This window comes from Butyrivibrio sp. YAB3001 (assembly GCF_900112195.1).
GTDB lineage: Bacteria > Bacillota > Clostridia > Lachnospirales > Lachnospiraceae > Butyrivibrio.
On record NZ_FOKR01000016.1, the window covers coordinates 1 to 24,740 of the forward strand.

Annotated in this window: 18 protein-coding genes and 1 pseudogene; 18 read left to right on the forward strand and 1 reads right to left on the reverse strand. The window is 38.9% G+C overall.

What is annotated here, in order from left to right; translation table 11 throughout:
* Positions 1-462, reverse strand: a pseudogene (locus BM086_RS15120) (transposase); the annotation flags it as partial.
* A gap of 161 nt (positions 463-623) precedes the next feature.
* Between BM086_RS15120 and BM086_RS15125 the strand changes: the two are divergent.
* The 18 genes from BM086_RS15125 (at position 624) to asnB (BM086_RS15210) (ending at position 24,714) form a co-directional block, all read left to right on the forward strand.
* Positions 624-3,236: an O-antigen ligase family protein gene (locus tag BM086_RS15125; protein ID WP_092328490.1), complete on the forward strand. Its 2,613-nt coding sequence runs from the start codon at positions 624-626 to the stop codon at positions 3,234-3,236.
* Positions 3,229-5,178 carry a polysaccharide biosynthesis protein gene (locus tag BM086_RS15130; protein WP_092328494.1) on the forward strand — a complete coding sequence of 650 codons (1,950 nt, stop codon included), beginning with the start codon at positions 3,229-3,231 and terminating at the stop codon, positions 5,176-5,178. The genes BM086_RS15125 and BM086_RS15130 overlap by 8 nt, the downstream gene beginning before the upstream one ends.
* A 23-nt stretch (positions 5,179-5,201) precedes the next feature.
* Positions 5,202-6,473 carry a DegT/DnrJ/EryC1/StrS family aminotransferase gene (locus tag BM086_RS15135; RefSeq protein ID WP_175560306.1) on the forward strand — a complete coding sequence of 424 codons (1,272 nt, stop codon included), beginning with the start codon at positions 5,202-5,204 and terminating at the stop codon, positions 6,471-6,473.
* 41 nt (positions 6,474-6,514) lie between these two features.
* Positions 6,515-7,162, forward strand: coding sequence for a sugar transferase (locus tag BM086_RS15140; protein WP_092328498.1), 648 nt, complete (start codon positions 6,515-6,517; stop codon positions 7,160-7,162).
* Positions 7,163-7,194: 32 nt separating this feature from the next.
* Positions 7,195-8,181, forward strand: coding sequence for an ATP-grasp domain-containing protein (locus tag BM086_RS15145; protein WP_092328503.1), 987 nt, complete (start codon positions 7,195-7,197; stop codon positions 8,179-8,181).
* A 130-nt stretch (positions 8,182-8,311) separates the two neighbouring features.
* Positions 8,312-9,415 (forward strand): glycosyltransferase family 4 protein, encoded by a 1,104-nt coding sequence (locus tag BM086_RS15150; protein ID WP_092328506.1) that lies wholly within the window; start codon positions 8,312-8,314, stop codon positions 9,413-9,415.
* 169 nt (positions 9,416-9,584) lie between these two features.
* Positions 9,585-10,901, forward strand: coding sequence for a nucleotide sugar dehydrogenase (locus BM086_RS15155; RefSeq protein ID WP_092328510.1), 1,317 nt, complete (start codon positions 9,585-9,587; stop codon positions 10,899-10,901).
* Between the two features lie 29 nt (positions 10,902-10,930).
* A complete protein-coding gene (locus BM086_RS15160; RefSeq protein ID WP_092328515.1) occupies positions 10,931-11,905 on the forward strand; it encodes an SDR family oxidoreductase in 975 nt (324 codons plus the stop codon).
* A 46-nt stretch (positions 11,906-11,951) separates the two neighbouring features.
* Positions 11,952-12,701 (forward strand): DUF2334 domain-containing protein, encoded by a 750-nt coding sequence (locus BM086_RS15165; protein ID WP_092328520.1) that lies wholly within the window; start codon positions 11,952-11,954, stop codon positions 12,699-12,701.
* A gap of 3 nt (positions 12,702-12,704) precedes the next feature.
* Positions 12,705-14,153, forward strand: coding sequence for a glycosyltransferase (locus BM086_RS15170; RefSeq protein WP_092328525.1), 1,449 nt, complete (start codon positions 12,705-12,707; stop codon positions 14,151-14,153).
* A complete protein-coding gene (locus tag BM086_RS15175; RefSeq protein WP_092328528.1) occupies positions 14,153-15,355 on the forward strand; it encodes a glycosyltransferase in 1,203 nt (400 codons plus the stop codon). Before BM086_RS15170 ends, BM086_RS15175 begins: the two co-directional genes overlap by 1 nt.
* 3 nt (positions 15,356-15,358) lie before the next feature.
* On the forward strand, positions 15,359-16,468 hold the full coding sequence (locus BM086_RS15180; RefSeq protein WP_092328532.1) for a glycosyltransferase: 1,110 nt from the start codon (positions 15,359-15,361) through the stop codon (positions 16,466-16,468).
* A gap of 90 nt (positions 16,469-16,558) precedes the next feature.
* On the forward strand, positions 16,559-18,502 hold the full coding sequence (gene asnB / locus BM086_RS15185) for an asparagine synthase (glutamine-hydrolyzing) (RefSeq protein ID WP_092328537.1): 1,944 nt from the start codon (positions 16,559-16,561) through the stop codon (positions 18,500-18,502).
* An 11-nt stretch (positions 18,503-18,513) separates the two neighbouring features.
* Positions 18,514-19,740 (forward strand): glycosyltransferase, encoded by a 1,227-nt coding sequence (locus BM086_RS15190; protein ID WP_092328540.1) that lies wholly within the window; start codon positions 18,514-18,516, stop codon positions 19,738-19,740.
* A gap of 6 nt (positions 19,741-19,746) precedes the next feature.
* A complete protein-coding gene (locus BM086_RS15195; RefSeq protein WP_092328545.1) occupies positions 19,747-21,267 on the forward strand; it encodes an MBOAT family O-acyltransferase in 1,521 nt (506 codons plus the stop codon).
* Positions 21,268-21,380: 113 nt separating this feature from the next.
* Positions 21,381-22,514, forward strand: a complete 1,134-nt coding sequence (locus BM086_RS15200) for a hypothetical protein (protein ID WP_092328549.1) — start codon at positions 21,381-21,383, stop codon at positions 22,512-22,514.
* A gap of 71 nt (positions 22,515-22,585) precedes the next feature.
* Positions 22,586-22,804 (forward strand): hypothetical protein, encoded by a 219-nt coding sequence (locus BM086_RS15205; RefSeq protein WP_092328554.1) that lies wholly within the window; start codon positions 22,586-22,588, stop codon positions 22,802-22,804.
* Between the two features lie 17 nt (positions 22,805-22,821).
* Complete coding sequence (gene asnB, locus BM086_RS15210) at positions 22,822-24,714, forward strand: asparagine synthase (glutamine-hydrolyzing) (RefSeq protein ID WP_092328558.1); 1,893 nt, start codon at positions 22,822-22,824, stop codon at positions 24,712-24,714.
* Positions 24,715-24,740 lie beyond the last annotated feature (26 nt).

Here is a 24,740-nt window from a genome sequence, read left to right on the forward strand (position 1 = left end):
CTTACGGTCTTTCTTACGAACGAGGGTATGCTGGCAGTGAGGGCACTTTAGAGACATCTGATTATCAAAGCGGTTATCTCCGGGAGTGAAAGCAGTCTGGCAGATCTTACACATGAGCTGTCCTGCCTTACCATTGTTCTTGTAAAGATAAGGCTGTGGGGCATGGCATGAAGGACAGGTACAGTCCTCTGGAATATCGCATTCAGTGCGACGCTTGATCGGTTTGATGGCCTTACCATAGCGCTGGGCATAGTAGTTATTGAGATCTTTCCAGTTCCAATCCTGATGGTAATAGACAATCTTAGGGAGTTCATCGACTTTGAACTTTTGATATTTGGGAGAATGAGAATCATCGAAAGCCCACTGCTTTAGAGGTATATATCTGCAGATGAAATTAATCAGCCAGCAGTTTTGCTGATAGAGTTGTTGAATGATTTGAAGTAAATAAAGTATAATGTTCACGAGCATTGTCTCCTGGTTATTTTGTGAGTTTGGTCGCTGACATTATACCAAAAAGGGAGGTCAATGCTCTTTTTATTTTGAACTCCCGATAAATCAAGGTTTTAGAACTAAAAAACGGGTAGTTAATTTGACACTACCGCTTAAAATTGGGAATATTATAAATGAGAAGAGTAATAAATAAATTAGCAGCAATAAGGATAATAGTACTGCTTCTTACTCTTGTGGCTGTTCTTAGTATATGGCCATTCAGAGTTTGGACAGCCGTTAGTAAGTTTCATACAGGTGGGGCACCTGCAGAGAATTCTGAGCTTATTAGAAGCGATGACAGGCTTCTTCAGAAATTTGTAATTCAGTATGACAAACTAAGCAGTATCGATCTTTATGTGTCTGAAATGAGTAAGGGAAGATATATTACAGTTTCAATTCTTGACGAAAATGCATCGGAACTGTTTAGAACATATGTGGATACTGCAGGCTTTGAGATTCCCGGATATGTTAATGTACCTGTTGAGTTAACTACTACAGTGGGAAAAGAGTACTATTTATCAGTATCGGCTTGTCGTTCACAGTTCACCGTGGGATATGAGGATATTCCTTATGCTTCCGGATATGTTGGAAGCCTTTACTTAAACTATGTTGAAATACCTGCAAGGCATCTTAATGCGATTTATTCCTATAGATTGCCTGTATCAAAGAGCATATCGCTTATCGCAATAATGGGATTTGTGGTATTTGCTATCACATTTTTGATAGTTGCAGATATATACTACAAGAAAAGACCTGAGAAAAATACCATTTCGACAGTTGAAAGAGCATGCAGATTTGTTGCAAATCCGCTCGCAGCAGTTTTCTTCACAGCACTGATGATAATGGTATTTCCTTTGCGGTTGTTTGACTTAAGAGTTGGGGATATAGTTTTTTATGAAATAGGGCTTTTGATAGCTGCAGCCATTGTTTTTTACGGAATCAATCACCGTGTTGTGAAATATAGTTTTGGAATATCATTTTGGAACGGTGTTTTAGCAAAAGAGAGAAAGACTTATATTTTTATGATGGCTTCCATAGCTATGGCTATATGGTATGCCAGCGCATATATGAATGACCTTTATGACATATATCATACCATTTCAGAGAGAAGGATGATCATATGTCTTCTTGTGCTAATAATACTTACTTTTTCAGTTAAGCAGGCTTTAAGCCTTATTAATTTATTCTGGGTAATTCTTTCAATTATAGTTGGCGTTAACTACTACAAATTACATGCGCTTGCCATCACTGAAAAAGAATATGATCTCCATAACATCGCGCTTAAGCTTGCTATAGCCATCTGTATTCTCTCAGGACTGGTGGTGATAAATCTCATTAGTGAGATTTATGCCAGAATTCGCGATATAAAGAAAAATGATAATAAACTTAAGCTTTCTCTTAGTCGTTTTGGTGCTGTGTTAATATTGTTTTTTGCTTCAATAATAGTATTTCGCAATACCAGAGTATGGGGAATATCCCTTGTACTCACTTTCTCGGCATTATATTTAAGGCTCTATTTCTGGAAGGGAACCAAGAACTGGTATAAGATTCTGTCCGGTGGACTTATGCTTAATTTCATGATTTCACTGCTGTTTTCTTTGTGCCACAGATATTTTGCCGGTTTTGTGAGCGGAAGATTTGCTTTTATATTTCATACAGTTACGGTTACTGCAGAGTATCTTACTTTTATGGCAGCGGCAGCCACAGTTATGCTGACGATTAAAATTGTTGCATTTCCTGGAACAATAAAAGTTGTGGAATTGTTTAAATCAGCCTGGAAAGAGATGGTGCTTTTTGGCTTTATCATGGCATACGCTATATTTACGGTGTCAAGAACAGCTTATCTTGCAATTGCAGTCAGCGTTATTGCGGTTATGGCCGTTGCAGTTTCAGGTCAGGCTAAAAAGATACTTAGAATTATAGCAGCAATGGCACTTTCAGTTATCATTTGCTTCCCTGCAGCATTTACCATGCAGAGAATAGTTCCGGTTATTGCTGCGAATCCGGTATTTTATGCAATTGATGACACGGATCCAAGCATAAGAGGCGGCGCTTCTTGGGATAGCACGAACTTTATGTGTGTTGAGAGATTCATTTCTCTTTTCTCTTCAAAGATATTCGGGCTTGATACAGGCAGTTATGAATATCCTATTGACGTAAATAATTATAATGATGACGGAACACCGATTTATGATGAAAATGGTGATATAATAGCTGATTATGAGGATAGTGGCAGACTTCCGTTTGAGACTGAACCCGTGTCTTCTGATTTGCTTCTTGCAGCAAACGGATTTACAAGAGCTGAGTACCATATGCTTCTTAGCGAGATGAATGGGTACGTGGATGAGAACAATAAGCTTGATGTTGTTTCAAATGGTAGAATAACTATATTCAGGTCTTATTTAAAGGAGTTAAATCTTACAGGACATGAGACAATGGGCGCACTTCTTCCCAATGGAGAGATTGCAGTTCATGCCCATAATACATATATTCAGGTCGCTTACGATAATGGGCTTATTTCGGGAGGTTTATTTGTACTTCTTCTTGTGAGCGCATTGATAGGCGGAATCAGACTTTATAAAAAGAATGAAAAGAAGGAACCCCTTACACTTATTGCCTTTGCTATGACAATAGGCTTTATGGTTGCGGGAATGACCGAATGGGTATTCCACTTCTGTAATCCTATGACTGTGGCGCTTTTGTTGTCTTTTGCAGGAATGGTGTACAGGGAAAGAAAATATGAGTAAAAACAATAAAAAAGAGCCGTTTAATTTTCAAAAATTGTATAGAAGAACAGGTCTTATCATTTATGATGTGATATCTGTTATATTTGCAAGCTATTTTGCAATTTTGATAAGGTACGAATTCAGTGTTGGGAGCATACCTGACCATTTCATGACACCTGTCAGTGAATTCTTGGTAATAGACATCATTTTGACATTAGCTGTTTTTTATATTTTCAAGCTGTATGACAGCTTGTGGGCATATGCGGGAGAGAGAGAACTTCAGAATCTTGTTATGGCATGTGTCTTTTCAGGTGTAATTGACGCGATTGGACTTCAGTTCTTTAAAATTGAGTCAAGACCTGTACCTCAGAGTTATTATTTTCTGTATACATTTTTGCTTATAACTTTGATATTTATAAGCAGATTTTCATATAGGTTTTTTAGAAGTCAGAAGCACCGCGTTGAGAATCGTAATAACAGCAAGGCAGTCATGGTCATTGGCGCAGGAGAAGCCGGTAATATCATTATAAAAGAGATAATTACCAGCAACTATTCCACAATGTCAATCAAATGTATTATTGACGATGATCCTAACAAATGGGGCAAATACATACAGGGAATCCGTGTTGTGGGAGGAAGAGACAGGATTGTTGAGTGCGCAGATCTTTATGATGTTGACGAGATAATTGTTGCCATCCCTTCAGTTTCAAGAACAGAGCTTAAAAAGATACTTGAAATATGTAAAAACACCAACTGTAAACTCCGTTCACTGCCGGGAATGTATCAGCTTGTTAATGGTGAGGTCAATGTATCTAGACTTCGCGATGTAGAAGTTGAAGACCTTCTTGGAAGAGAACCTATCGCTGTCGATATGGATCAGATAGCAGGATATGTCAGCGGTAAGACAGTAATGGTGACAGGTGGTGGCGGTTCAATCGGTTCTGAGCTTTGCAGACAGATTGCAGGCCATAAGCCAAAACGACTTATCATAGTTGATATTTATGAGAATAATGCCTACGACATTCAGCAGGAGCTTAAGAGTAAGCACCCGGAACTTGATCTGGTCGTTCTTATAGCTTCAGTTAGAAATACGCTTAGGATCAATTCTATCTTTGAAGAGTATAAGCCTGATATTGTATATCATGCTGCGGCTCATAAGCATGTTCCGCTTATGGAAGACAGCCCCGGCGAAGCAATCAAGAATAATGTTTTTGGTACATGGAAGACTGCTATGGCAGCCGCAATGAACGGAACAAAGAAGTTTGTAATGATATCCACAGATAAGGCAGTTAATCCAACTAACGTTATGGGAGCAAGTAAACGAATCTGTGAGATGATTGTTCAGACCTTTAACAAGCACTATGACACTGAGTTTGTTGCTGTAAGATTTGGAAATGTACTTGGTTCAAACGGCTCAGTAATACCACTTTTTAAGAAGCAGATTGCTGCAGGTGGTCCTGTTACGGTAACAGATCCTGAGATCATCAGATATTTTATGACCATTACAGAGGCAGTTTCCCTTGTGCTTCAGGCAGGCGCATATGCCAAGGGGGGAGAAATCTTTGTCCTTGATATGGGAGAGCCGGTAAAGATCCTGGATCTTGCGGAGAATCTTATCAAGCTCTCAGGCTATAAAGTCGGAGAGGATATCAGAATCGAGTTTACAGGACTTCGTCCCGGTGAAAAGCTCTACGAAGAGATGCTCATGGATGAAGAGGGACTTCAGGATACCTCTAACAGGATGATCCATATCGGAAAGCCTATTGAACTTGATGAGATGCGTTTCTTTGGGCAGCTTGAGAGACTTAAGATTGCGGCTAACGAAGAATCTGCTGAAGTAAAGAGCCTTGTGCAGGAAATAGTTACAACCTATCATCCTACAGACAATGAGGCTGATCACACCAGGGAACATAAAGAAGCACTCAAAAAAGTTGCTGAAAAGATAAACGAAGAGAATTTTTAAGAGCAGTTAAAAGAGGAAAAATTATGGAAATTAAGCCATTTGAAAAGAAAATCTATCTTGCTTCGCCTACAATGCACGGAGAAGAACTTAAATTTATGCAGGAAGCATATGAGACAAACTGGATGTCTACTGTTGGAGCAAATATAAATGAGTCAGAGAAGCTTATAGCAGAAAAGATAGGTTGTAAAGACGCTGTGGCATTATCTTCCGGAACTGCTGCTCTTCATCTTGCTATCAAGCTTGCGGGTGAGAGATTATACGGTCAGCCAAAGGTGGGACATGGATCTCTTGAAGGCAAAAAAGTTTTCTGCTCCGATATGACTTTTGATGCTACTGTAAATCCGGTGGCTTATGAGGGCGGAGAGGCTGTATTTATCGATACAGAGTATGACACCTGGAATATGGATCCTAACGCTCTTAGGAAGGCTTTTGATATATATCCTGAGGTTAAGCTTGTAGTAGTTGCTCATCTTTATGGAACACCCGGTAAAATTGATGAGATACGAGCAATCTGTGATGAAAACGGGGCGCTTATAGTTGAGGATGCTGCGGAATCTTTCGGTGCCTCATATAAGGGGAAACAGACAGGTATTTTTGGAGATTACGGAATTATTTCTTTTAACGGAAATAAGATAATAACAGGTTCTTCAGGTGGAATGTTTATTACTGATTCAGTTGAGGATGCTCACAAGGTAAGAAAGTGGTCAACACAGGCCAGAGAAGATGCGCCATGGTATCAGCATGAAGAATTGGGATATAATTATCGTATGAGCAACGTGATAGCAGGAGTCGTCAGAGGACAGATTCCTCATCTTGAAGAGCATATTGATCAGAAAAAAGCTATCTATGAACGCTACAAGGAAGGATTTAAGAATCTTCCAGTAAGCATGAATCCTTATGACAGCGCAAATTCAGAACCAAACTTCTGGCTCTCTTGCCTGATTATTGACAGGGAAGCTATGTGCAAACAGGTCAGAGGGGAAAAAGACGTATTGTATGTTTCTGAGTCCGGAAAGAGCTGCCCAACAGAAATACTGGAAAAAATAGCGAGCATAAATGCGGAAGGAAGACCAATCTGGAAGCCTATGCATATGCAGCCTATTTATAGAATGAATCCGTTTGTTACAGCTACAGGAAACGGCAGAGGCAGAAGTAATGCCTATATCGCAGAGACAGGATTTGTAGATGTTGGAAGCGATATTTTCGAAAGAGGCCTTTGTCTTCCAAGCGATAATAAAATGACAAAAGAACAGCAGGATGTGATCATTGAAGTGGTTAAGGAATGCTTTGCATAAGCTATTACTGCTTTGAGCTGCGGGGATGTTGAGGAAAAATAATGTATAAAAGATACATAAAAAGGCTATTGGACATAGTAATTTCGCTTCTTGTTATAGTTCTTTTTTGCTGGTTGTTCCTGATTTTGGCGCTGTTTGTAAGAGTAAAACTTGGAAGCCCTATTCTTTTTAAGCAGGCACGTCCCGGTAAAGATGAAAAGATATTCAATCTCTATAAATTCAGGACTATGACGGATAAGAAGGATGCAAATGGAAAACTTCTTCCGGATAAAGACAGACTTACTTCATTTGGTAATTTCCTCAGAAAAACAAGTCTCGACGAGCTTCCGGAGTTTTTCAACATCTTAAAGGGTGATATGAGCTTTATTGGTCCCAGACCGCTTTTGGTCGAATATCTTCCCTACTACACAGAGAGAGAAAAGCTAAGACACACTGTAAGACCGGGACTTACGGGACTTGCACAGGTAAGTGGAAGAAATACAGTTGACTGGGATAAGAGATTTGAAATAGATGCTACCTATGTTGAGAATTTAAACTTCATGATGGATCTTAAGGTGATAGGACTTACCTTTAATACAGTATTTGGGCATTCCGAGCAGGTGGCAGAAGATACTAATGCGGTGGAAGGAAATTTTGCCCAGATCAGAAAAGAACGACTTGAAAGAACCGGCAAATTAACTTTGGAATGATGATTCTACAGGTTGACTTATGGAGGCAGATAATGGAAATCAATATTCTTATTTTGAGCGCAGGAACAAGAAATAAAGTTGTGCAGGCTTTTAAAAAAGAAATTGCGAATAATGGCAAAGTATTTGCAACTGACTGTTCAAATATTGGCCCAGCAATATACGATGCTGACAAGGCTTTTATAGTGCCGCCGATTACCGATCCTTTTTATATTGATACAATCCTTGGAATCTGCAGAAAAGAAAAGATAAACGGAATTTTCAGTCTTATAGATCCTGAACTGTCACTACTTGCCAAGAATGCAGACAGATTTAACGAGATTGGGACTGTTCCCATTGTTTCATCTTATGAGCTTTGTGAGACAAGTCTGGATAAATACATGATGTATGAGATGCTGATAAAGCTGGGAATCCCTACTGCAAGATGCTATCTCTCTGTTGAGGATTTTGAAAATGCAAGACAGGAAGGCATCATTGATTTTCCTGTTTTTGTAAAGCCGAGAAAGGGAAGCGCATCTATCAATATCAATTCAGTAAAATCCATGGAAATGCTCACAGCTCTTTTCCATGATTATGATGATCTGATGATACAGGAATATATGTCCGGACAGGAATATGGTGCAGATGTATATGTTGACCTTGTTTCGGGCAAATGCACATCTATTTTCCTTAAGAAAAAGATAAAGATGAGAGCAGGTGAGACGGATAAGTCAGTTTCTGTGATAGATGAGAATATCTTTAAGCAGATTATTTACTTTGTCGAGACAATTGGTTACAGGGGAATGATTGATATTGACCTTTTCCATGATGAAAAGAATGATATCTGGTATCTCTCGGAAGTTAACCCTCGATTTGGTGGAGGTTACCCCCATGCCTACGAGTGCGGAGTCAATATCCCAAGACAGGTCATCCGAAACCTTAAAGGCGATGAAAATCCAATAAGAATCGGAGATTATAAGGAAGGCGTATACATGATGAAATACAATGAACTCTGTATAAAGCCTGAGGATATGCTGGTTTAATATAGGATTGTGGGAGCGTATTGCGCAGAGCAATCTGTGACATCATTTTTGATATTTACATCATATTATATTTAAGGAATAAAAGGCTGTTGTTGAAACATTGGCAGCAGCCTTTATTAGGTGAAAAGAAATGGCAAAGGCACTAATTTTGGCGAATTCATCCAGCGGCTTGTATGATTTTAGAAATGAGCTGCTTTTAGGGCTTATGGATAAAGGGTTTGACGTTGTTATCAGTCTTCCGGATGAATTAAAGGTAAAAGAACTTAAAGATGAAGGCTGTAAAGTAATCCATACAGATATTAACAGGCGAGGAGTCAATCCGATTCAGGATATGGCTCTTTTTGGCGCTTATAAGAAACTATTAAACGAAGAGAAACCAGATATTGTAATTACATATACGATAAAGCCAAATATCTACGGCGGTTTTGCCTGCAGCTTGCTGAAAATCCCATATATTTCCACAATAACAGGACTTGGAAGCACTTTTGAGCGAGGTGGAGTGCTTTTGAAAATGATAGTTGCAATGTACAGGATTTCACTAAAGAAATGCAGATGTCTTTTCTTCCAGAATGATACAAACCGTAAAGTTTTTGAGCGGAATGGCATTTTTGCCAGGAAACATGTTACCGTAAGCGGTTCAGGCGTCAATCTCTCAAAACATAAATTTGAAGAATATCCCGGTCACAAGGATGATGTTACGAGATTTCTTTATATAGGGCGACTTATGAAGGAGAAAGGCACAGATGAGTATCTTTATGCTGCCAGAAAACTTCATGATAAGTATGGAGATAAGATATCTTTTTCCGCAATAGGATATTCTGATGATGATTACGACGATAAGGTAAAAGAAGCTGTTGAAAAAGGGTATTTCAAGAGTATTCCTTATAGTAAAGATATTCATCCGTACATCAGAGAAGCCGATGCTATAGTTCACCCTTCCTATCATGAGGGAATGTCCAATGTTTTAATGGAGGCAGCGGCAACAGGAAGACCTGTGATAGCATCAGACATAAGCGGCTGCAAGGAAATTGTTGATAATAACGTATCCGGGCTTTTATTTAAGCCGAGGGATGAAGAAAGCCTTACCGAGGCAATTGACAGATTTATGCAGCTCTCCATGGAAGAGAGAAAGACCATGGGTAAAATGGGCCGCAAATGGGTGGAGGAGCACTTTGACAGACACAAAGTAATTGGAGCGTACCTGAATGCCATTGGCGATATTGTTGGTTCATGACGGTAGCTGATTAGTGGATACTGTTCACTTAAGTGCATCTTTGCTGGCGGAACTGTAACGTATCAACACTATATTTGACATACGTAGTATAATAGTGTAGTGTGCAAAATAATAAAATTTAGTAAAATAAGTATGAAAAAAGTGAATACTTTATTTCGGAGGAAATATTATGAGTTTATATGAGAAGCTTCTTTCAGGAGAAGAAAAGCTTTCTTTAGTAGGTCTTGGCTATGTTGGAATGCCTATTGCTGTTGCCTATGCAAAGAAAATCAAGGTAGTTGGTTATGATTTTAACGCAGCAAAGGTTGAACTATATAAAAAAGGAATTGATCCAACAAGAGAAGTTGGTAATGATGCAATAAAAGAAACCTCAGTAGAGTTTACAGCAGATCCGGAAAAGCTCCGTGAATGCAAGTTCCATATTGTTGCTGTTCCCACACCTGTAAATGATGATCATACACCTGACCTTTCACCGGTTGAGGGCGCAAGCCATACCCTTGGAAAATATCTTACCAAGGGAAGTATTGTAGTTTATGAGTCTACAGTATATCCGGGAGTTACAGAGGATATCTGTGTTCCTATCCTTGAAAAGGAATCTGGTCTTAAGTGCGGTGTTGATTTTAAGGTTGGATATTCTCCTGAGCGTATCAACCCAGGTGACAAAGTTCACAGACTTGATACCATTACCAAGATCGTTTCCGGTATGGATGAAGAGACCTTGGAGGAAGTGGCAAATGTTTACAGCCTTGTTGCTCTTGCAGGTGTGTATAGAGCTCAGTCAATAAAGGTTGCAGAAGCTGCAAAGGTTATCGAAAATTCACAGCGTGATATCAATATTGCGTTCATGAATGAATTATCAATGATCTTCCACAGAATGGGAATCGACACAAAGAGCGTTCTTGAGGCAGCAGGCACAAAGTGGAACTTCCTTAAATTCTTCCCTGGACTTGTTGGTGGACACTGTATTGGTGTTGACCCTTACTATCTTACATATAAGGCAGAGGAACTTGGATATCATTCACAGATCATTCTTTCAGGAAGACGTATCAATGACGACATGGGCAAATACATTGCTGAGTCCTGCGTAAAGAGACTTATTGCAAATGACGTTCCTGTTAAGAATGCCAAGGTTGCTATCTTGGGATTTACATTTAAGGAAAACTGTCCTGATACACGTAATACAAAGGTAATTGATATATATAACGAACTTGGCGAATACGGGATTACACCTGTAGTTGTAGATCCACAGGCAGATTCTGATGAAGCTAAGAGACTTTATGGAATTGAATTTGACAAGCTTTCTTCTGTAAAAGATATGGATGCTGTTATCGTTGCAGTTGCACATGAAGACTTCAAGGAATACAAGCCTTCAGATATAGCTGCCTTCTTTAATGCAGCTCATAAGACTAAGATATTTATGGATCTTAAGGGAATCTACAACATGGATGATTATAAGGCTCCTGAATTTGATTACTGGAGACTGTAATAAGTTTTGTATAAAGAAAGAGAAAAGATATGGGTTTTAAAGAATTAAAGTTTGACAAGGATTCAGTTTTTTTGGTAACAGGCGGAGCAGGCTTTATCGGGTCTAATATCTGTGAAGCACTCCTTGATATGGGATATACAGTAAGATGCATGGATAATCTTTCCACCGGTCATATTGAAAATATACAGCCATTTATGGCAAATCCAAAGTTTACTTTTTTACAGGAAGATATCAGAGATCTTGATGCCTGCATGAAGGCAACTGAAGGTGTTACCTATGTTCTTAATGAAGCAGCATGGGGAAGTGTGCCAAGAAGTATCGAGATGCCTCTTTTGTATGAGGAGATCAACATCAGAGGAACACTTAACATGATGGAAGCTTCAAGACAGAACGGAGTTAAGAAGTTTGTTTATGCTTCAAGTTCTTCTGTTTACGGAGATTCAACAGTGCTTCCCAAGAAAGAAGGACAGGAAGGAAATGTCCTTTCACCTTATGCGCTCACCAAGAAGACTGATGAAGAGTACGGAAAGCTCTACAAAAAGCTTTATAATCTCGATACATATGGTCTTAGATACTTTAACGTTTTTGGAAGACGCCAGGATCCAAACGGCGCGTATGCAGCTGTTATTCCTAAGTTCTTAAGACAGCTTATGAACGGTGAGACACCTACTATTAATGGTGATGGCAAACAATCCAGAGACTTTACTTACGTGGACAACGTAATCGAGGGAAATTTAAGAGCATGTCTTGCTTCTTCTGATGTTGCGGGCGAAGCTTATAATATCGGCGCAGGAGGAAGAGAATTCCTTATTGATGTTTATCATCATCTCACAGATGCGCTTGGACTTGATGTTGAACCTATTTTCGGACCACCAAGAGCAGGAGATATCCGCGATTCAAATGCTGATATTTCCAAGGCAAGAAAGAATCTTGGCTATGATCCTTCATATGACTTTAAAGCAGGAATTGAGCTTGCTATTGAATGGTATAAAGCAAACCTGTAATAGAATATTTTAGGAAACACAATTTAGATTATCGAGGATACATTTTATGCATATAACGATCAGGATGGATGATATCACTCCGGATATGGATTTTGACAAGTTTGAACGTTTCAAAGCTATTCTGGATAAAAATGGTATAAGACCGCTAATAGGTATTGTTCCTGATAATAAAGATTCAAAGCTTGGCATACAGACTCCGAGAGAAGATTTTTGGGAATATGTCAGAAATCTGCAGCAAAATGGATGGGTTATCGCAATGCATGGATTTAATCATGTATACAAAACTGATGATCCGGGAGTGTTTCCTATCGGCAATAAATCCGAATTTGCAGGATTATCCTATGAAAAGCAGGATGAAATGATCAGGGAAGGCAAGAGATTATTAAAGCAAAGAGGAATTGCGACTGATATATTTATGGCTCCTTCCCATTCATACGATAAAAACACACTAAAAGCCTTGAAAAAGAATGGCTTTTACAGAATTACAGATGGCTTTGGAGTAAGACCTTATGAACTCGATGGAATGGTTTTTTATCCTATTTCAATCAGCAGGTCAAGGTCTATAGCCAGCAAAAAAGAGGGGATTGTATCTTTTGTTTATCACATAAACACTATGACAGACAGTGATTTCAAGGCATTTGAGAAGCTGTTTGATAAAGCGGATGTGGTATCCTATGAAGAATTTCTTCATTATGGTTCTGAAGTGAGAGGTATCAGGGATGAGGCATATGAATATATAGTTGCCAAATCCAAGTATCTTGCGGTGAAACTAAAGAGTAACTTGTCAAAGAGGTAAAGTATGGAAGAAAGTAATGGACAAATTCGAGTTCTTCATGTGTTGGGGGTATTAGGACTTGGCGGAGCTGAATGCCGCATTATGGATCTTTATCGCAATATGGATAGGGATAAGATTCAGTTTGACTTTTTGGTCCATTGCTCTCCGGAGAAAACAGGTAAAAAATGTCCGACTTCTGATGAACTGATGGCAGTAAGGGAGCCGGATTATTTTGATGCCACGGTAAAAAAACTGGGAGGTAGAATATACTGTCTCCCTCGTTTTGTTGGAACCAATACTGTGGATTACAAAGCGGCACTCAGACGCTTTTTTAACGAACATTTAGGAGAGTGGAAAGTAGTACAGGGACATATGACCAGTACTGCAGCCATTTATCTTCCAATCGCCAGAAAATATGGTGTTCCTATATGTATCGCACATGCCAGAAGCGCTGGGGTTGATAACGGAGTGAAGGGACTTGCTACCAAGTTTTTGAGAGCGCCGCTTCATAAGGAAGGCGTGACTAATTATAATTTTGCCTGCTCAAAGGAGGCTGCTGTAGCGGTCTTTGGCGAAGATATGTTTAATGCAGGAAATGTCAAGATCATACCTAATGCCATTGATCTGAAGAAATTTGCATACAATGAAGAAGTAAGAAACAGAATAAGGGAAGAACTTGGTGTCAGCAATGCACTCGTAATAGGCCATGTTGGGAGCTTTAGATATGCCAAGAATCATGAATTTCTTTTAAATGTTTTTGCTAATGTGTGCAGGATGCTTGATAATGATGACCTCAACCAGTACAGCATGCTTCACGGGATGAGGGTCAGACTTCTGATGCTTGGAAAAGGCCCTCTTATGGATGAGATGAAAAATCTTGCGGAGAAGCTTCATGTTTATGACAGATGCATCTTTGCGGGAAATAAGAGTAATGCGTGCGAGTATTATCAGGCAATGGATTATTTCTGCTTCCCTTCAAGATATGAGGGACTTCCGGGAAGCGTTGTGGAGGCGCAGGCAGCAGGACTTCAGTGCCTTGTTTCTGATTCTGTTACCAGTGAAGTTAACGTGACGGAACTGGTATCCATGCGAAGTATTAATTCAGAACCCAGAGACTGGGCAAGAAAAATATTGGATGATCTTATGCTTCGTGAGGATTATCATGCAGAGGATACTCTTGATGAAGAACTTAAGCTCAACGAGACCTTTGATGCCATAACAGGCGGAAGGAACGAGCGAATATTCGGAGCAGGACAGGTTCCTAACATGGATCTTATAGATAAGGCTACAGAACAAGATCTTGGTCAGATATCCGAGCAATACAAAAAGCAACTTCGCAGATCTATTGAATATTCTATAGGAGACAGACAGCAGTCTTCAGAGTATATTCTGGCTAAATTAAAGGCGGCAGGCTTTGATGTTAAATCGCAGGCTAAGCTTATGGGCTATTTCTACGAACGAGGACATTTTTAATGAACAATAACAAAAAGAATCTGATGCTGATAGTTCCAATGCTGCATCAGGGAGGCTTTGAGAGGGTATGCGTAGCTACCGCAAAGCTTATGCAGGAATATTATAATGTTTATGTCCTTATTTTTAGTTCTAAGGATATCAATTATGATATTACAGGACTTAATATTGTAGATATCGATATTCCGGCTAAATCCGGAATTGTCAACAAGGTAATAAATGTATTTAAGCGGGTTTCCACAGTCAGGAAGAAAAAGAAAGAACTGGGAATTCATATTTCTTACAGCTTTGGAAGCTCAGCTAATTATGTAAATGTCTTATCAAAGGGCAAAGAAAAAGTTCTGACTGGAATAAGATGTCAGACAGATTTAGAGAATCAGAATGAAGTGAAGCTGTTTTGCAAACGTTCTGATCAGGTGCTATCCTGCTCTAAAGAAATTGTAAGGCAATTGTCCAATGATTTTGATTATCACAAGAATACTTATATCTATAATCCATTAGATGTTAATGATGTCCGGAAAATGGGAGCAGAAGAGATATCAGATTATCCTTTTGACAAAGATGATATAGTGATTTCATGCATGGGAAGGAATGACTATATTAAAGGTATCTGGCATCTGGTAAAGGCTTTTTCCATTGTCTGTAAGAAACATCCAAAGGCAAGGCTTGTAGTAGTGGGTGCAGGGGACTTCAGCGGATACGAGGAACTTGCGGATAAACTTGGAGTTGGTGATAAAGTATTTTTCCCCGGAGTTAGAAAAAATCCTTTTGCCTATGTGTCAAAATCAGATATTTATGTCTGCAGTTCTAACCATGAGGGATTTCCAAATGCAGTTCTTGAGGCAATGGCGCTTAAAAAGCCTGTTATTTCAGCTGACTGTAAAACCGGACCAAGAGAGATTCTTTTATCAGAGGATGAATACGAAAACCTGATAAAAGAAAAGCCTGATGGAAGAAGCGTAGATACAAAGATCATGGGAACGTACGGAATTCTTGTACCTGATATGGGGCAGGAAGTAAATATGGAACCGGAAACAATTACAGATGGTGAGAAGATGCTTGCAGATGCAATCTGTAATATGATCGAAGGTGAAGACTTAAGAGCGCATTATGGTGAAAAGTCGCTTGAAAGAGCCTTTATGTACACTCCGGACAGATACAAAGAAAGCATTCATGAAATATTCAAAGGGTATGAACAAAACTAATATATGAAGAAAATCGCATTTCATTTAAATTGTCTTTGCCAGGGCGGCGCAGAGCGCGTGGTCTCAAATCTTGCAAATCGCTTTGCACAGGAAGATGTAAAGGTATATGTTGCAACTGAGTGGTACGATGAAAATGAGTTTGAACTTGACGAGCGTGTCACCAGAGTTCATGTGGGTCTAAGAGATGAAGACCAAAACAAATCACGTGTTACTAAATTTTTGCTCAGGGTAAAGTATTTAAAAGAATTTGTAAAAGAATATAAGCCGGATGTCCTGGTTGCATTTGCTCACAGAGCCAACTACAGAGCACTTATGGCAGCAGGTAACAGCAATATCCCTGTTGTTATTTCAGTCAGGATCAATCCAATCGGATATTATGACGCATTTTCTGACAAAATCCAGATAAAGTGGTTGTTTCCAAAGGCTGCAGGCTGTGTTTTTCAGACACAGGAGCAAAAAGATTTTTTTAAGCCATATCTTCAGGATAATTCAGAGATAATAATGAATCCGATAAATTCCAAGTATTTTGAGGTACAAAGAAGCTCTGAACCTGAGAAATGCGTGGTAAATCATGCAAGATTAGTTGATTTCAAAAATCATCCAATGCTTGTCAGGGCATTCTTAAAAGTTCATGCAAAGCACCCTGATTATCAGCTAAAAATATACGGTCCTGATTCTTTTGACGGGACCAAAGAAATACTAGAGAAGCTCATTAGTGATAATAAGGCAGAAGCTTATATTCATCTTATGGGCGGATGTGACAAACTTGAGGTAGAGATACCAAAAGCAGAGGTATACGCATACTCTTCGGACTACGAGGGTATGCCTAATTCGCTTCTTGAAGCCATGGCTATGGGTATGCCTGTAGTAGCTACAGATTGTCCATGTGGCGGCCCCAAGGCTGTAATAAGAGATGGTGAGAATGGATTTCTCATTCCGGTTAGAGATGAGGAAGCTCTTGCAGATAGGATATGCAGACTGATAGAGGATAAGCACCTTGCATCCAGGATGGGAAGAGAAGCTTCCAAGATAAAAGAACTTGCAAGCACCGAAGCTATTTTTATTAAATGGCGTGATTATCTTGAGAAGATTACAGATAAAAACAATAGATGACAGAGACACGCATTTACTGCGGGAATTTGTAAGAATATAGAACATTGCAACTGTTGTAAACACAAATGAATTTGGAGTAATTATTGCTTAATGTGCGGAATCTGCGGATACATATCTAGAAAAACAATTACAGAAGAAGAACTTAGGATCATGAATGATACAATGTATCATCGTGGTCCTAATGACAGTGGAGTCGCAATATACGAGGGAGCTGACGGATATAGCATAGGACTTGCACAGAGAAGACTTTCCATATTGGATCTTTCGCCTCTTGGGCATCAGCCGATGCATTCAGCAAACGGCCGTATTACAATTGTTTTTAATGGAGAAATCTACAATTTTCTTGAACTCAAGGAAGAACTCAAGGATTATCCCTACAAATCAACCTGTGATACAGAGGTTATAATTGCTGCATATCTGCGATGGGGCATCAACATGGTAGACCATATTCATGGAATGTTTGCAATTGCACTCTATGACAGAGAAACTGAGGATGTTTATCTTATAAGGGACAGAATCGGTAAGAAACCGCTGTTTTACTGGCTTGATGGGGACAATATAATCTTTGCTTCCGAACTTAAACCAATCATGAAATGTCCGGGATTCAGAGGAAGAATAAGAAAGCAGATCATTCCGAGATATCTTTTCCAGCAGTATATAACAGCGCCGGATACGGTTTTTGAAGATGTATATAAACTTGAACCGGGAACTATACTGAAATTCAGAAATGGCAACATAAAGAAGTGGAAATACTGGGATATTAAAGAGGTTTATAAGAGAGAGAGTCAGAATCCGGTTACAGACTATGAGGAGGCTAAGGAAGGCTTAAAGCAGCGCCTTAGACATTCTGTTGCAGGAAGAATGATTGCAGATGTGCCGCTTGGAACATTTTTGTCAGGTGGCTACGATTCTTCACTTGTAACTGCCATCGCGCAGGAATTGTCAGATAAGCCTGTTAAGACTTTCTGTATAGGCTTTGATGTTCCTGAATACAATGAAGCCAGGTACGCTAAGGAAGTTGCAAAGCATCTTGGAACTGAGCACACAGAGCTCTATATTTCTGAAAAAGAGATGTTTGATCTTGTGAGCAGCATTCCTCAATACTATGACGAACCATTTGCAGATAATTCTGAAATTCCATCAATGCTTGTAAGTAAGCTGGCCAGAAAAGATGTTACTGTGGCACTTTCAGGTGATGGCGGAGATGAATTTTTCTGCGGATACAATATATATGATAATGTAAGACAGGCACAGCTTTTGGATATTCCCGGAGCAATTGCCCATGGACTTGGGCAGATTCCTTTAAGTGGCGGAAAATTGTTTGACAAATATCCTTTCAGAGTTAAGGTTGTTGCCAATAACAGAGATCCTGAGACTAAGACACAGCTTGTTTCTGAGAGTTATGTGAGAGCGGCTAATGCTTTTTTGTCAGGCGAAGAGCGGCTTGATCATAAAATGACTGCAGAAGAGTATTTTGCCACGGATTATAAAAATAGCGGAAATATCGCGCCTGTACTTTATCCGATTGAGAGCAGCTATGATGTAAATGATTTTCAGATAAGACGAATGCTCCTTGATATGGATACTTATCTTCCTGAAGATATTCTGGTTAAGATGGACAGAGCTTCAATGAAGTATTCGATGGAAGCAAGATGTCCCATCATGGATACTGATGTTATGGAGTATTCATTCAGGCTTCCGCACAAATTTAAGTATTATAAAGGCGATAAAAAGCATATCCTTAAAGATATCGCATATGATTATATACCAAAAGAACTGCTTGACCGTCCTAAGACCGGTTTTGGCGTTCCCATGGATCAGTGGCTGCGCGGACCTTTAAGAGAGCAGCTTATGGAATACAGCAGCACGGCATTCCTTAAAAAACAGGATATCTTTGATGCTGCATATGTCTCAAAGTTTATCAATGACTATATAGTTAAAGGCGATGGTGGTCCTGCAACAGGAGCAAACTATAGTAAGATTGCCTGGTCGTTTTATATTTTCCAGCAGTGGTATAACTACTATTGCTGCTAAAGTCAAAGCATATGAATGTAGATAAAAACAATAAGAAAATGCATATAGCGATGTATATTGGCTCTCTTCAAAAAGGCGGCGCCGAGAGAGTCATGGTCAATCTTGCCCAGTTTTTTCACAGTCAGGGGCATAAAATAACGCTTGTTACTACATATCTTGCCTCTGAAGAGTATCAGGTGGAACACGCAGCATGGAAGGTTGTCCCCGCAGGAAAAGAAGGTGGAATCCTTGCCTGTGATACAGATGAGAATCCTGTATGGGTTGACCCAAACGGTGGTGAAAAAGGTGGAATTGACAGAGTCTTTTCTGCGCTTCTTAAGGAAGAACAAAAGTCCAGAGCTCAGAATTTAAAGCTTCGAAGTGACAAGCTTAAGAAAATCTGGAAAGATATAAATCCTGATATTATTCTTAGTTTCATTGGAAAAAATAATATCATGGCGCTTTCTACAGCCACCAAAGAAGGATATAAGGTGGTGGTGTCGGTGCGTGCAGACCCGCACATGGAATATGATACTGTTGCCTTAAAATCGGGAATGCTTGCTACTTTCGGGAAAGCAGCCGGAGTTGTTGTACAGACAACAGATGCGGCTAAGTTTTTTCCACCTTTTATCAGAAAGAAATGCTTTATATTGCCAAATTCCATAAATCCGTCTTTTATAAGGCCAAGATATGTCGGAGACAGGGAAAAGAGCATTGTTATGGTGGGGCGTCTTGATAGCAATAAAAATCAGGCACTTGTCATAAAAGCTTTTTCGGATATAATAAAGAGCGGAAAATTCAAAGATTACAAACTGAAATTATTCGGCGATGGTCCTGATAAAGCAATGCTCAGGGAGATTACAGTCACCGAGGGAATTGAGAAGTATGTTGAATTTGCCGGGACAGTAGAACATGTGGCAGAGCATATAGAGAAAACTTCGCTGTTTATTCTGGCTTCATATCAGGAGGGCATGCCCAATGCTCTTTTGGAAGCAATGAGTCTGGGACTTCCATGTATTTCGACTGATTGTCCCTGTGGAGGCCCTAAGGATATCATTAATAACAATGAGAATGGAATTCTTGTGCCCGTGGGAGATAGAACAGCGATGAAGAAAGCTATCCTCAAAGTTATTCAGGATAGTCAGTTTGCAGAGCGTATCGGAAGAAATGCTACTTATGTCCAGAATAAATTCAGTCCCGATGCTGTTAACAGGCAGTGGGAAAGATATTTTGAAAAAATAGTTAAAAACAACAGGTAAGGGTAGATGTTATTTAATTCTTATATTTTTATTTTGTTTTTTTTGCCAATAACCCTTATATTTTACTTTCTTTTTAATCATTTAGGAAAAGACAGGATTGCTAAGGCATACCTTTTAGGTATGTCTCTTTGGTTTTATGGCTACTTTAATCCATCATATCTGGCAATTATCTGTGTCAGTATTTGCGTCAACTATTGCTTTTCCAAGAAAATGGCTAAAGCCAAAGCAAATCTCAGGAAATGCTTATTGGTCCTTGGAATTGTTTTTAATGTAGGATTGATATTTTACTTTAAATACTATGATTTTTTCATAAGTAATATAAATACGGCTTTTGGAACTGATTTTGTGCTAAAAAATATAATGCTTCCTTTGGGAATCAGTTTCTTTACCTTTCAGCAGATTTCATTTATCGTGGATTCATATAAGGGTGAGACAAAGGATTATTCTTTTCTTGAATATGCATTGTTTGTAGCATTCTTTCCACAATTGGTAGCAGGTCCGATAGTTCTGCATTCTGAACTTATCCCACAGTTTAAGGATAAAAATAGATTAAAGCCCGATTATGACAATCTTTCAAAAGGGCTTATGATGTTTACAAGAGGACTTTCCAAGAAAATCCTTATAGCAGATACTTTTGGAAACGCAGTGGATTATGGCTTTTCAAGAGCAGCACTGTATGTTACCGGTGAAAATGCCCTTTCGCCGAGGGAAATCATGATTGTGATGCTTGCGTACACTTTTCAGATTTATTTCGACTTTAGTGGGTATAGTGACATGGCAACAGGAATAGGAGCTATGTTTAATTTAAAGATTCCGATGAACTTTAATTCGCCCTACAAAGCTCTTTCTGTTGCAGATTTCTGGAAACGCTGGCACATGACACTTACCAGGTTTTTGACAACTTATATTTATATACCTCTTGGAGGAAATAGAAAAGGTAAGCTTAGGACTTATATAAATATTATGATTGTCTTTCTTGTGAGCGGCTTGTGGCACGGAGCAAATTGGACTTTTATTCTATGGGGAATAATCCATGGATTGGGGCAGTGCTTTAATAAGCTTACACATAGCATTTATCTAAGAATTTATAATGGGCTTGAAAGGATGCGTCTTGGTAAAGCGTGGACTACTATTCTTAAAGTTGTACAATGGGGAGTGACTTTTATCTTTATAAATGTTACCTGGCTTTTATTCAGGGCAGACAGTGTCAAGCAGTTTACTGATCTTTTAAAAAGGCTGTTTGTTCCCTATTACTATGTTGGAACAGAAGTTTTGGAATATTTCAGGATACCTAAGATACGATATGTCTTTAATTTGATCGGAGTTGAAATGACTGATATGCAGACATTGGTGTTTTCAACCTTTGTGATAATGGCAGCTGCGCTTGGACTTGTTTTATGGGCTCCGAATAATTATGAATGTAAATACAAGAAAAACGTGTCAAACCTTATAGTTACAGCACTTTTGCTTGTGATTTGCATTGTTTCCATGGGAAAAGTATCAGCGTTTTTGTATTTCAACTTTTAGCATACGGACTCATTTATAATTAATCAGATTGTTTGTATATAAAATAATATCCTGCATTTTTTTGATAAAAGATTCTAGTTGGTTAATAAGATATTTAATTGGAAATTGTTTTTATGACTGGAAAGAAATTTTTTAAACTTAGTTTAATAGTGATTATTTGCTCTATTATTCTCATTTCGGGAATAGTTTATGGGACTGATCCGTTTTTTCACTACAGAGCACCGAGCAAGAGTTTTTTTTATCGAATATATGACCAGAGATCGCAAAATGATGGAATAACCCGCTTTTTTGATTATGATTCGATAATAACAGGAACTTCAATGGCTGAAAACTTCAGAACATCGCTTTTTGATGAACTTATGGGAACAAAATCAGTAAAGCTGCCATATTCAGGTGCTACTTATAAAGAGCTTAATGATAATCTAAAGGTATCTTATAAGTCAGGACATGAGCTGAAGTATGTGCTTAGACCACTGGATTATTCTCAGCTTGTGATGGATAAGGATATATTGAGAGAGGATATGGGTGAGTATCCTACCTGGCTTACTAACAATAATCCTTTTGATGATGTAAAATATCTTTTAAACAGAGATGTGCTTATAAACTATACTTTTCCTATGATTGCAAAGTTCTTTCTTGGAAAAGAGGGCGGATATACAGATTTTGACGACTACAGCTATACAGGAGACAGTAACTCATACAGTAAGGCAGCAGCGCTTAGCTTTTTGCAGGGCAGCAGTTCTTTTCCGGAAGCAGATATTGTCTATGGACCTTCAGATGAAGATGCTAAGAAGGTTACGGGAAATGTGGTACAGAATGTTGTTTCTCTTGCAAAAGAACATCCGGAGACTACATTCCTTTACTTTTTTCCACCATATTCAATGGCTTATTGGGGAAGTCTTAAAAGCGAAGGAACTTTGGATCAGATGCTTGCATACAAGAAGATTGCCATAGACCAGATGCTTGAGTGTGATAACATTCATATTTACAGCTTCAGTCTTTTTACAGATATTACAGAAAATCTTGATAATTACAGGGATGTAGCGCATTATAGTCCTAAGATAAATGAGTGGATTATGGTTAAGATTGCTGAGTGCGAGCATTCAGCAGGAATTGATAATGCTTTTACCAGTGATAATGCAGTAAATGAGCAGTATGGCCGTATTACCAAGGAAAATGCCTCAGAATATTTAAGGCTTGAAAAAGAATTGCTTGATAATTATGAGTATAATTCACTTTTAGAATAGCAATTGATGAATGTATCAATGAAAATATTCTCAGGGATTTTTTTAACGCCAACAGGCAGGAGGCAATTGATATGAGTACTTTAGAATGCACAGCAGAGGAACAATATCAGGTTATTGCAGAGGAAAATTTTGAAAAGGGAGTTTCACAAGGAATTGATTCAATTACAGCTTTAAATAGCTGGCTCTATGAGAATGGTAGGGATGATGATGTGAAAAAAGCAACATTGAATCCCAAATATCGGAATAAGTTATTTGAGGAATACAACCAAGCATTAAAGCAGAATAAGTGACTAAAGGGGATTGGCATATGTGCGGAATAGCAGGTCTTTTGGGCTATAAAAGAAACACAAAAGAGAATATACATAAAATGAATGAGCGAATGCTTCATCGCGGACCAGATGCTGGTGGGATTTATTTAAGTGATGATGGCAAAGTGGCTTTGGGACATAGAAGACTCTCTATTTTGGATCTTTCTGCTAATGGTGCACAGCCAATGACTTCTCATAGCGGACGACTTGTTATGGTTTATAACGGAGAAATCTATAACAATAGTTTATTGAAAAATCGTCTTTTGGAAGAAGGAAAGGTATCTGAGTTTAGAGGAAGCTCCGATACAGAGGTTTTACTTGAGGCTATAGAATTTTATGGCATTGAGGAAACACTTAAACTAAGCAAGGGGATGTTTAGTATAGCTGTTTATGATAAGGAGAAAAATACTGTCACGCTTGCCAGAGACAGAGTTGGGGAAAAACCGCTCTACTACGGCATAGTTGATGGAGCTTTTTCTTTTGCTTCAGATATTGGATGTCTTAGAGTTATAGATGGCTTTGATAATGAGATAAATACTGATGTACTAGATATTTATTTTACCGAAGGATATATTCCTGCTCCATATTCCATCTACAAGGGAATAAAAAAACTTGAAGCAGGCACAATAATGACAGTAGATGTCGACAGTTTTGAGACGAAAACTACTACCTACTGGTCAATGAAGGAAGTAGCAAGAAAAGGGCAGGATAATCTTTTCAAGGGCAGCAGGGCAGAGGCAGCAGACGAACTTGAGAGATTATTAAAAGAATCAATCAGTGAGCAGATGGTTGCGGATGTTCCTGTTGGAGCATTTCTATCTGCGGGCATCGACAGTAGCACGATAGTTTCCCTTATGCAGCAGATCGCGCCGGGAAAGGTCAAGACCTTTACAATCGGTATGGAGGATAAAGCCTTTAACGAAGCCGATATCGCGGCAGAGATTGCTAAGCACCTGGGAACGACACATACAGAGAAATACATTACTGAAGAGGATGCAAAAGCCGTTATTCCAAAGCTTTCTACAATGTTTGGTGAACCTTTTGCTGATTCTTCCCAGATTCCGACTTATCTTGTTAGCAAGATGACAAGAGAACATGTTACAGTTTCTCTTTCAGGTGATGCGGGAGATGAGCTTTTTTGCGGATATACCTCTTATGATTCCATTAGCAGGATTTGGGGCAAGATGAGAGGCATTCCATATTGGCTCAGGAAACCTGTAAGCTCAATTGTTCTTCACAGTCCTCTTGCCCAAAAAGAGATATACAGGATAAAAGGAACTTTACTCGGAGCAAAAGGACCTTGTGACCTACACAGAATGGAGCATGAAACTGATCCAATAATATGGGATATTGCGCTTAAAGATGGAACACTTCCCTACAAATACACAGAACTTCCTAATGATTACATGAGCGAAGTAAATCATGAATGTATGCTCATGGATATGCTTGTTTACCATCCTGATGATATTCTAGTTAAGGTTGACAGAACTGCCATGGCAGTTTCTCTTGAGACAAGAGTTCCGATGCTTGACAGAGATGTTGTTGAATTTGCATGGACACTTCCTACTGAATATCTCAGGGAGAATGGTAAGGGAAAACTTGTATTAAGAGGTATACTATACAAGTATGTGCCTAAGGAACTGATGGACCGGCCTAAAAAAGGTTTCTCAATTCCTATAGAAAAGTGGCTTCTGGAGCCGAAACTCCGTGCCTGGGCAGAGAGCCTTCTTGATTACAACAAGGTGAAGTCTCAGGGTATCCTTAATCCTGATATTGTAAAAAGGATTTGGGAGGATTATACACAGCGGGGAATATACCGAATACAGATATGGTATATTCTGATGTTCCAGCAGTGGTATGAAAGTGAGTATAAGAAATCAACTATATATTAAGATGCATTGATGATTATCAAAAAGAG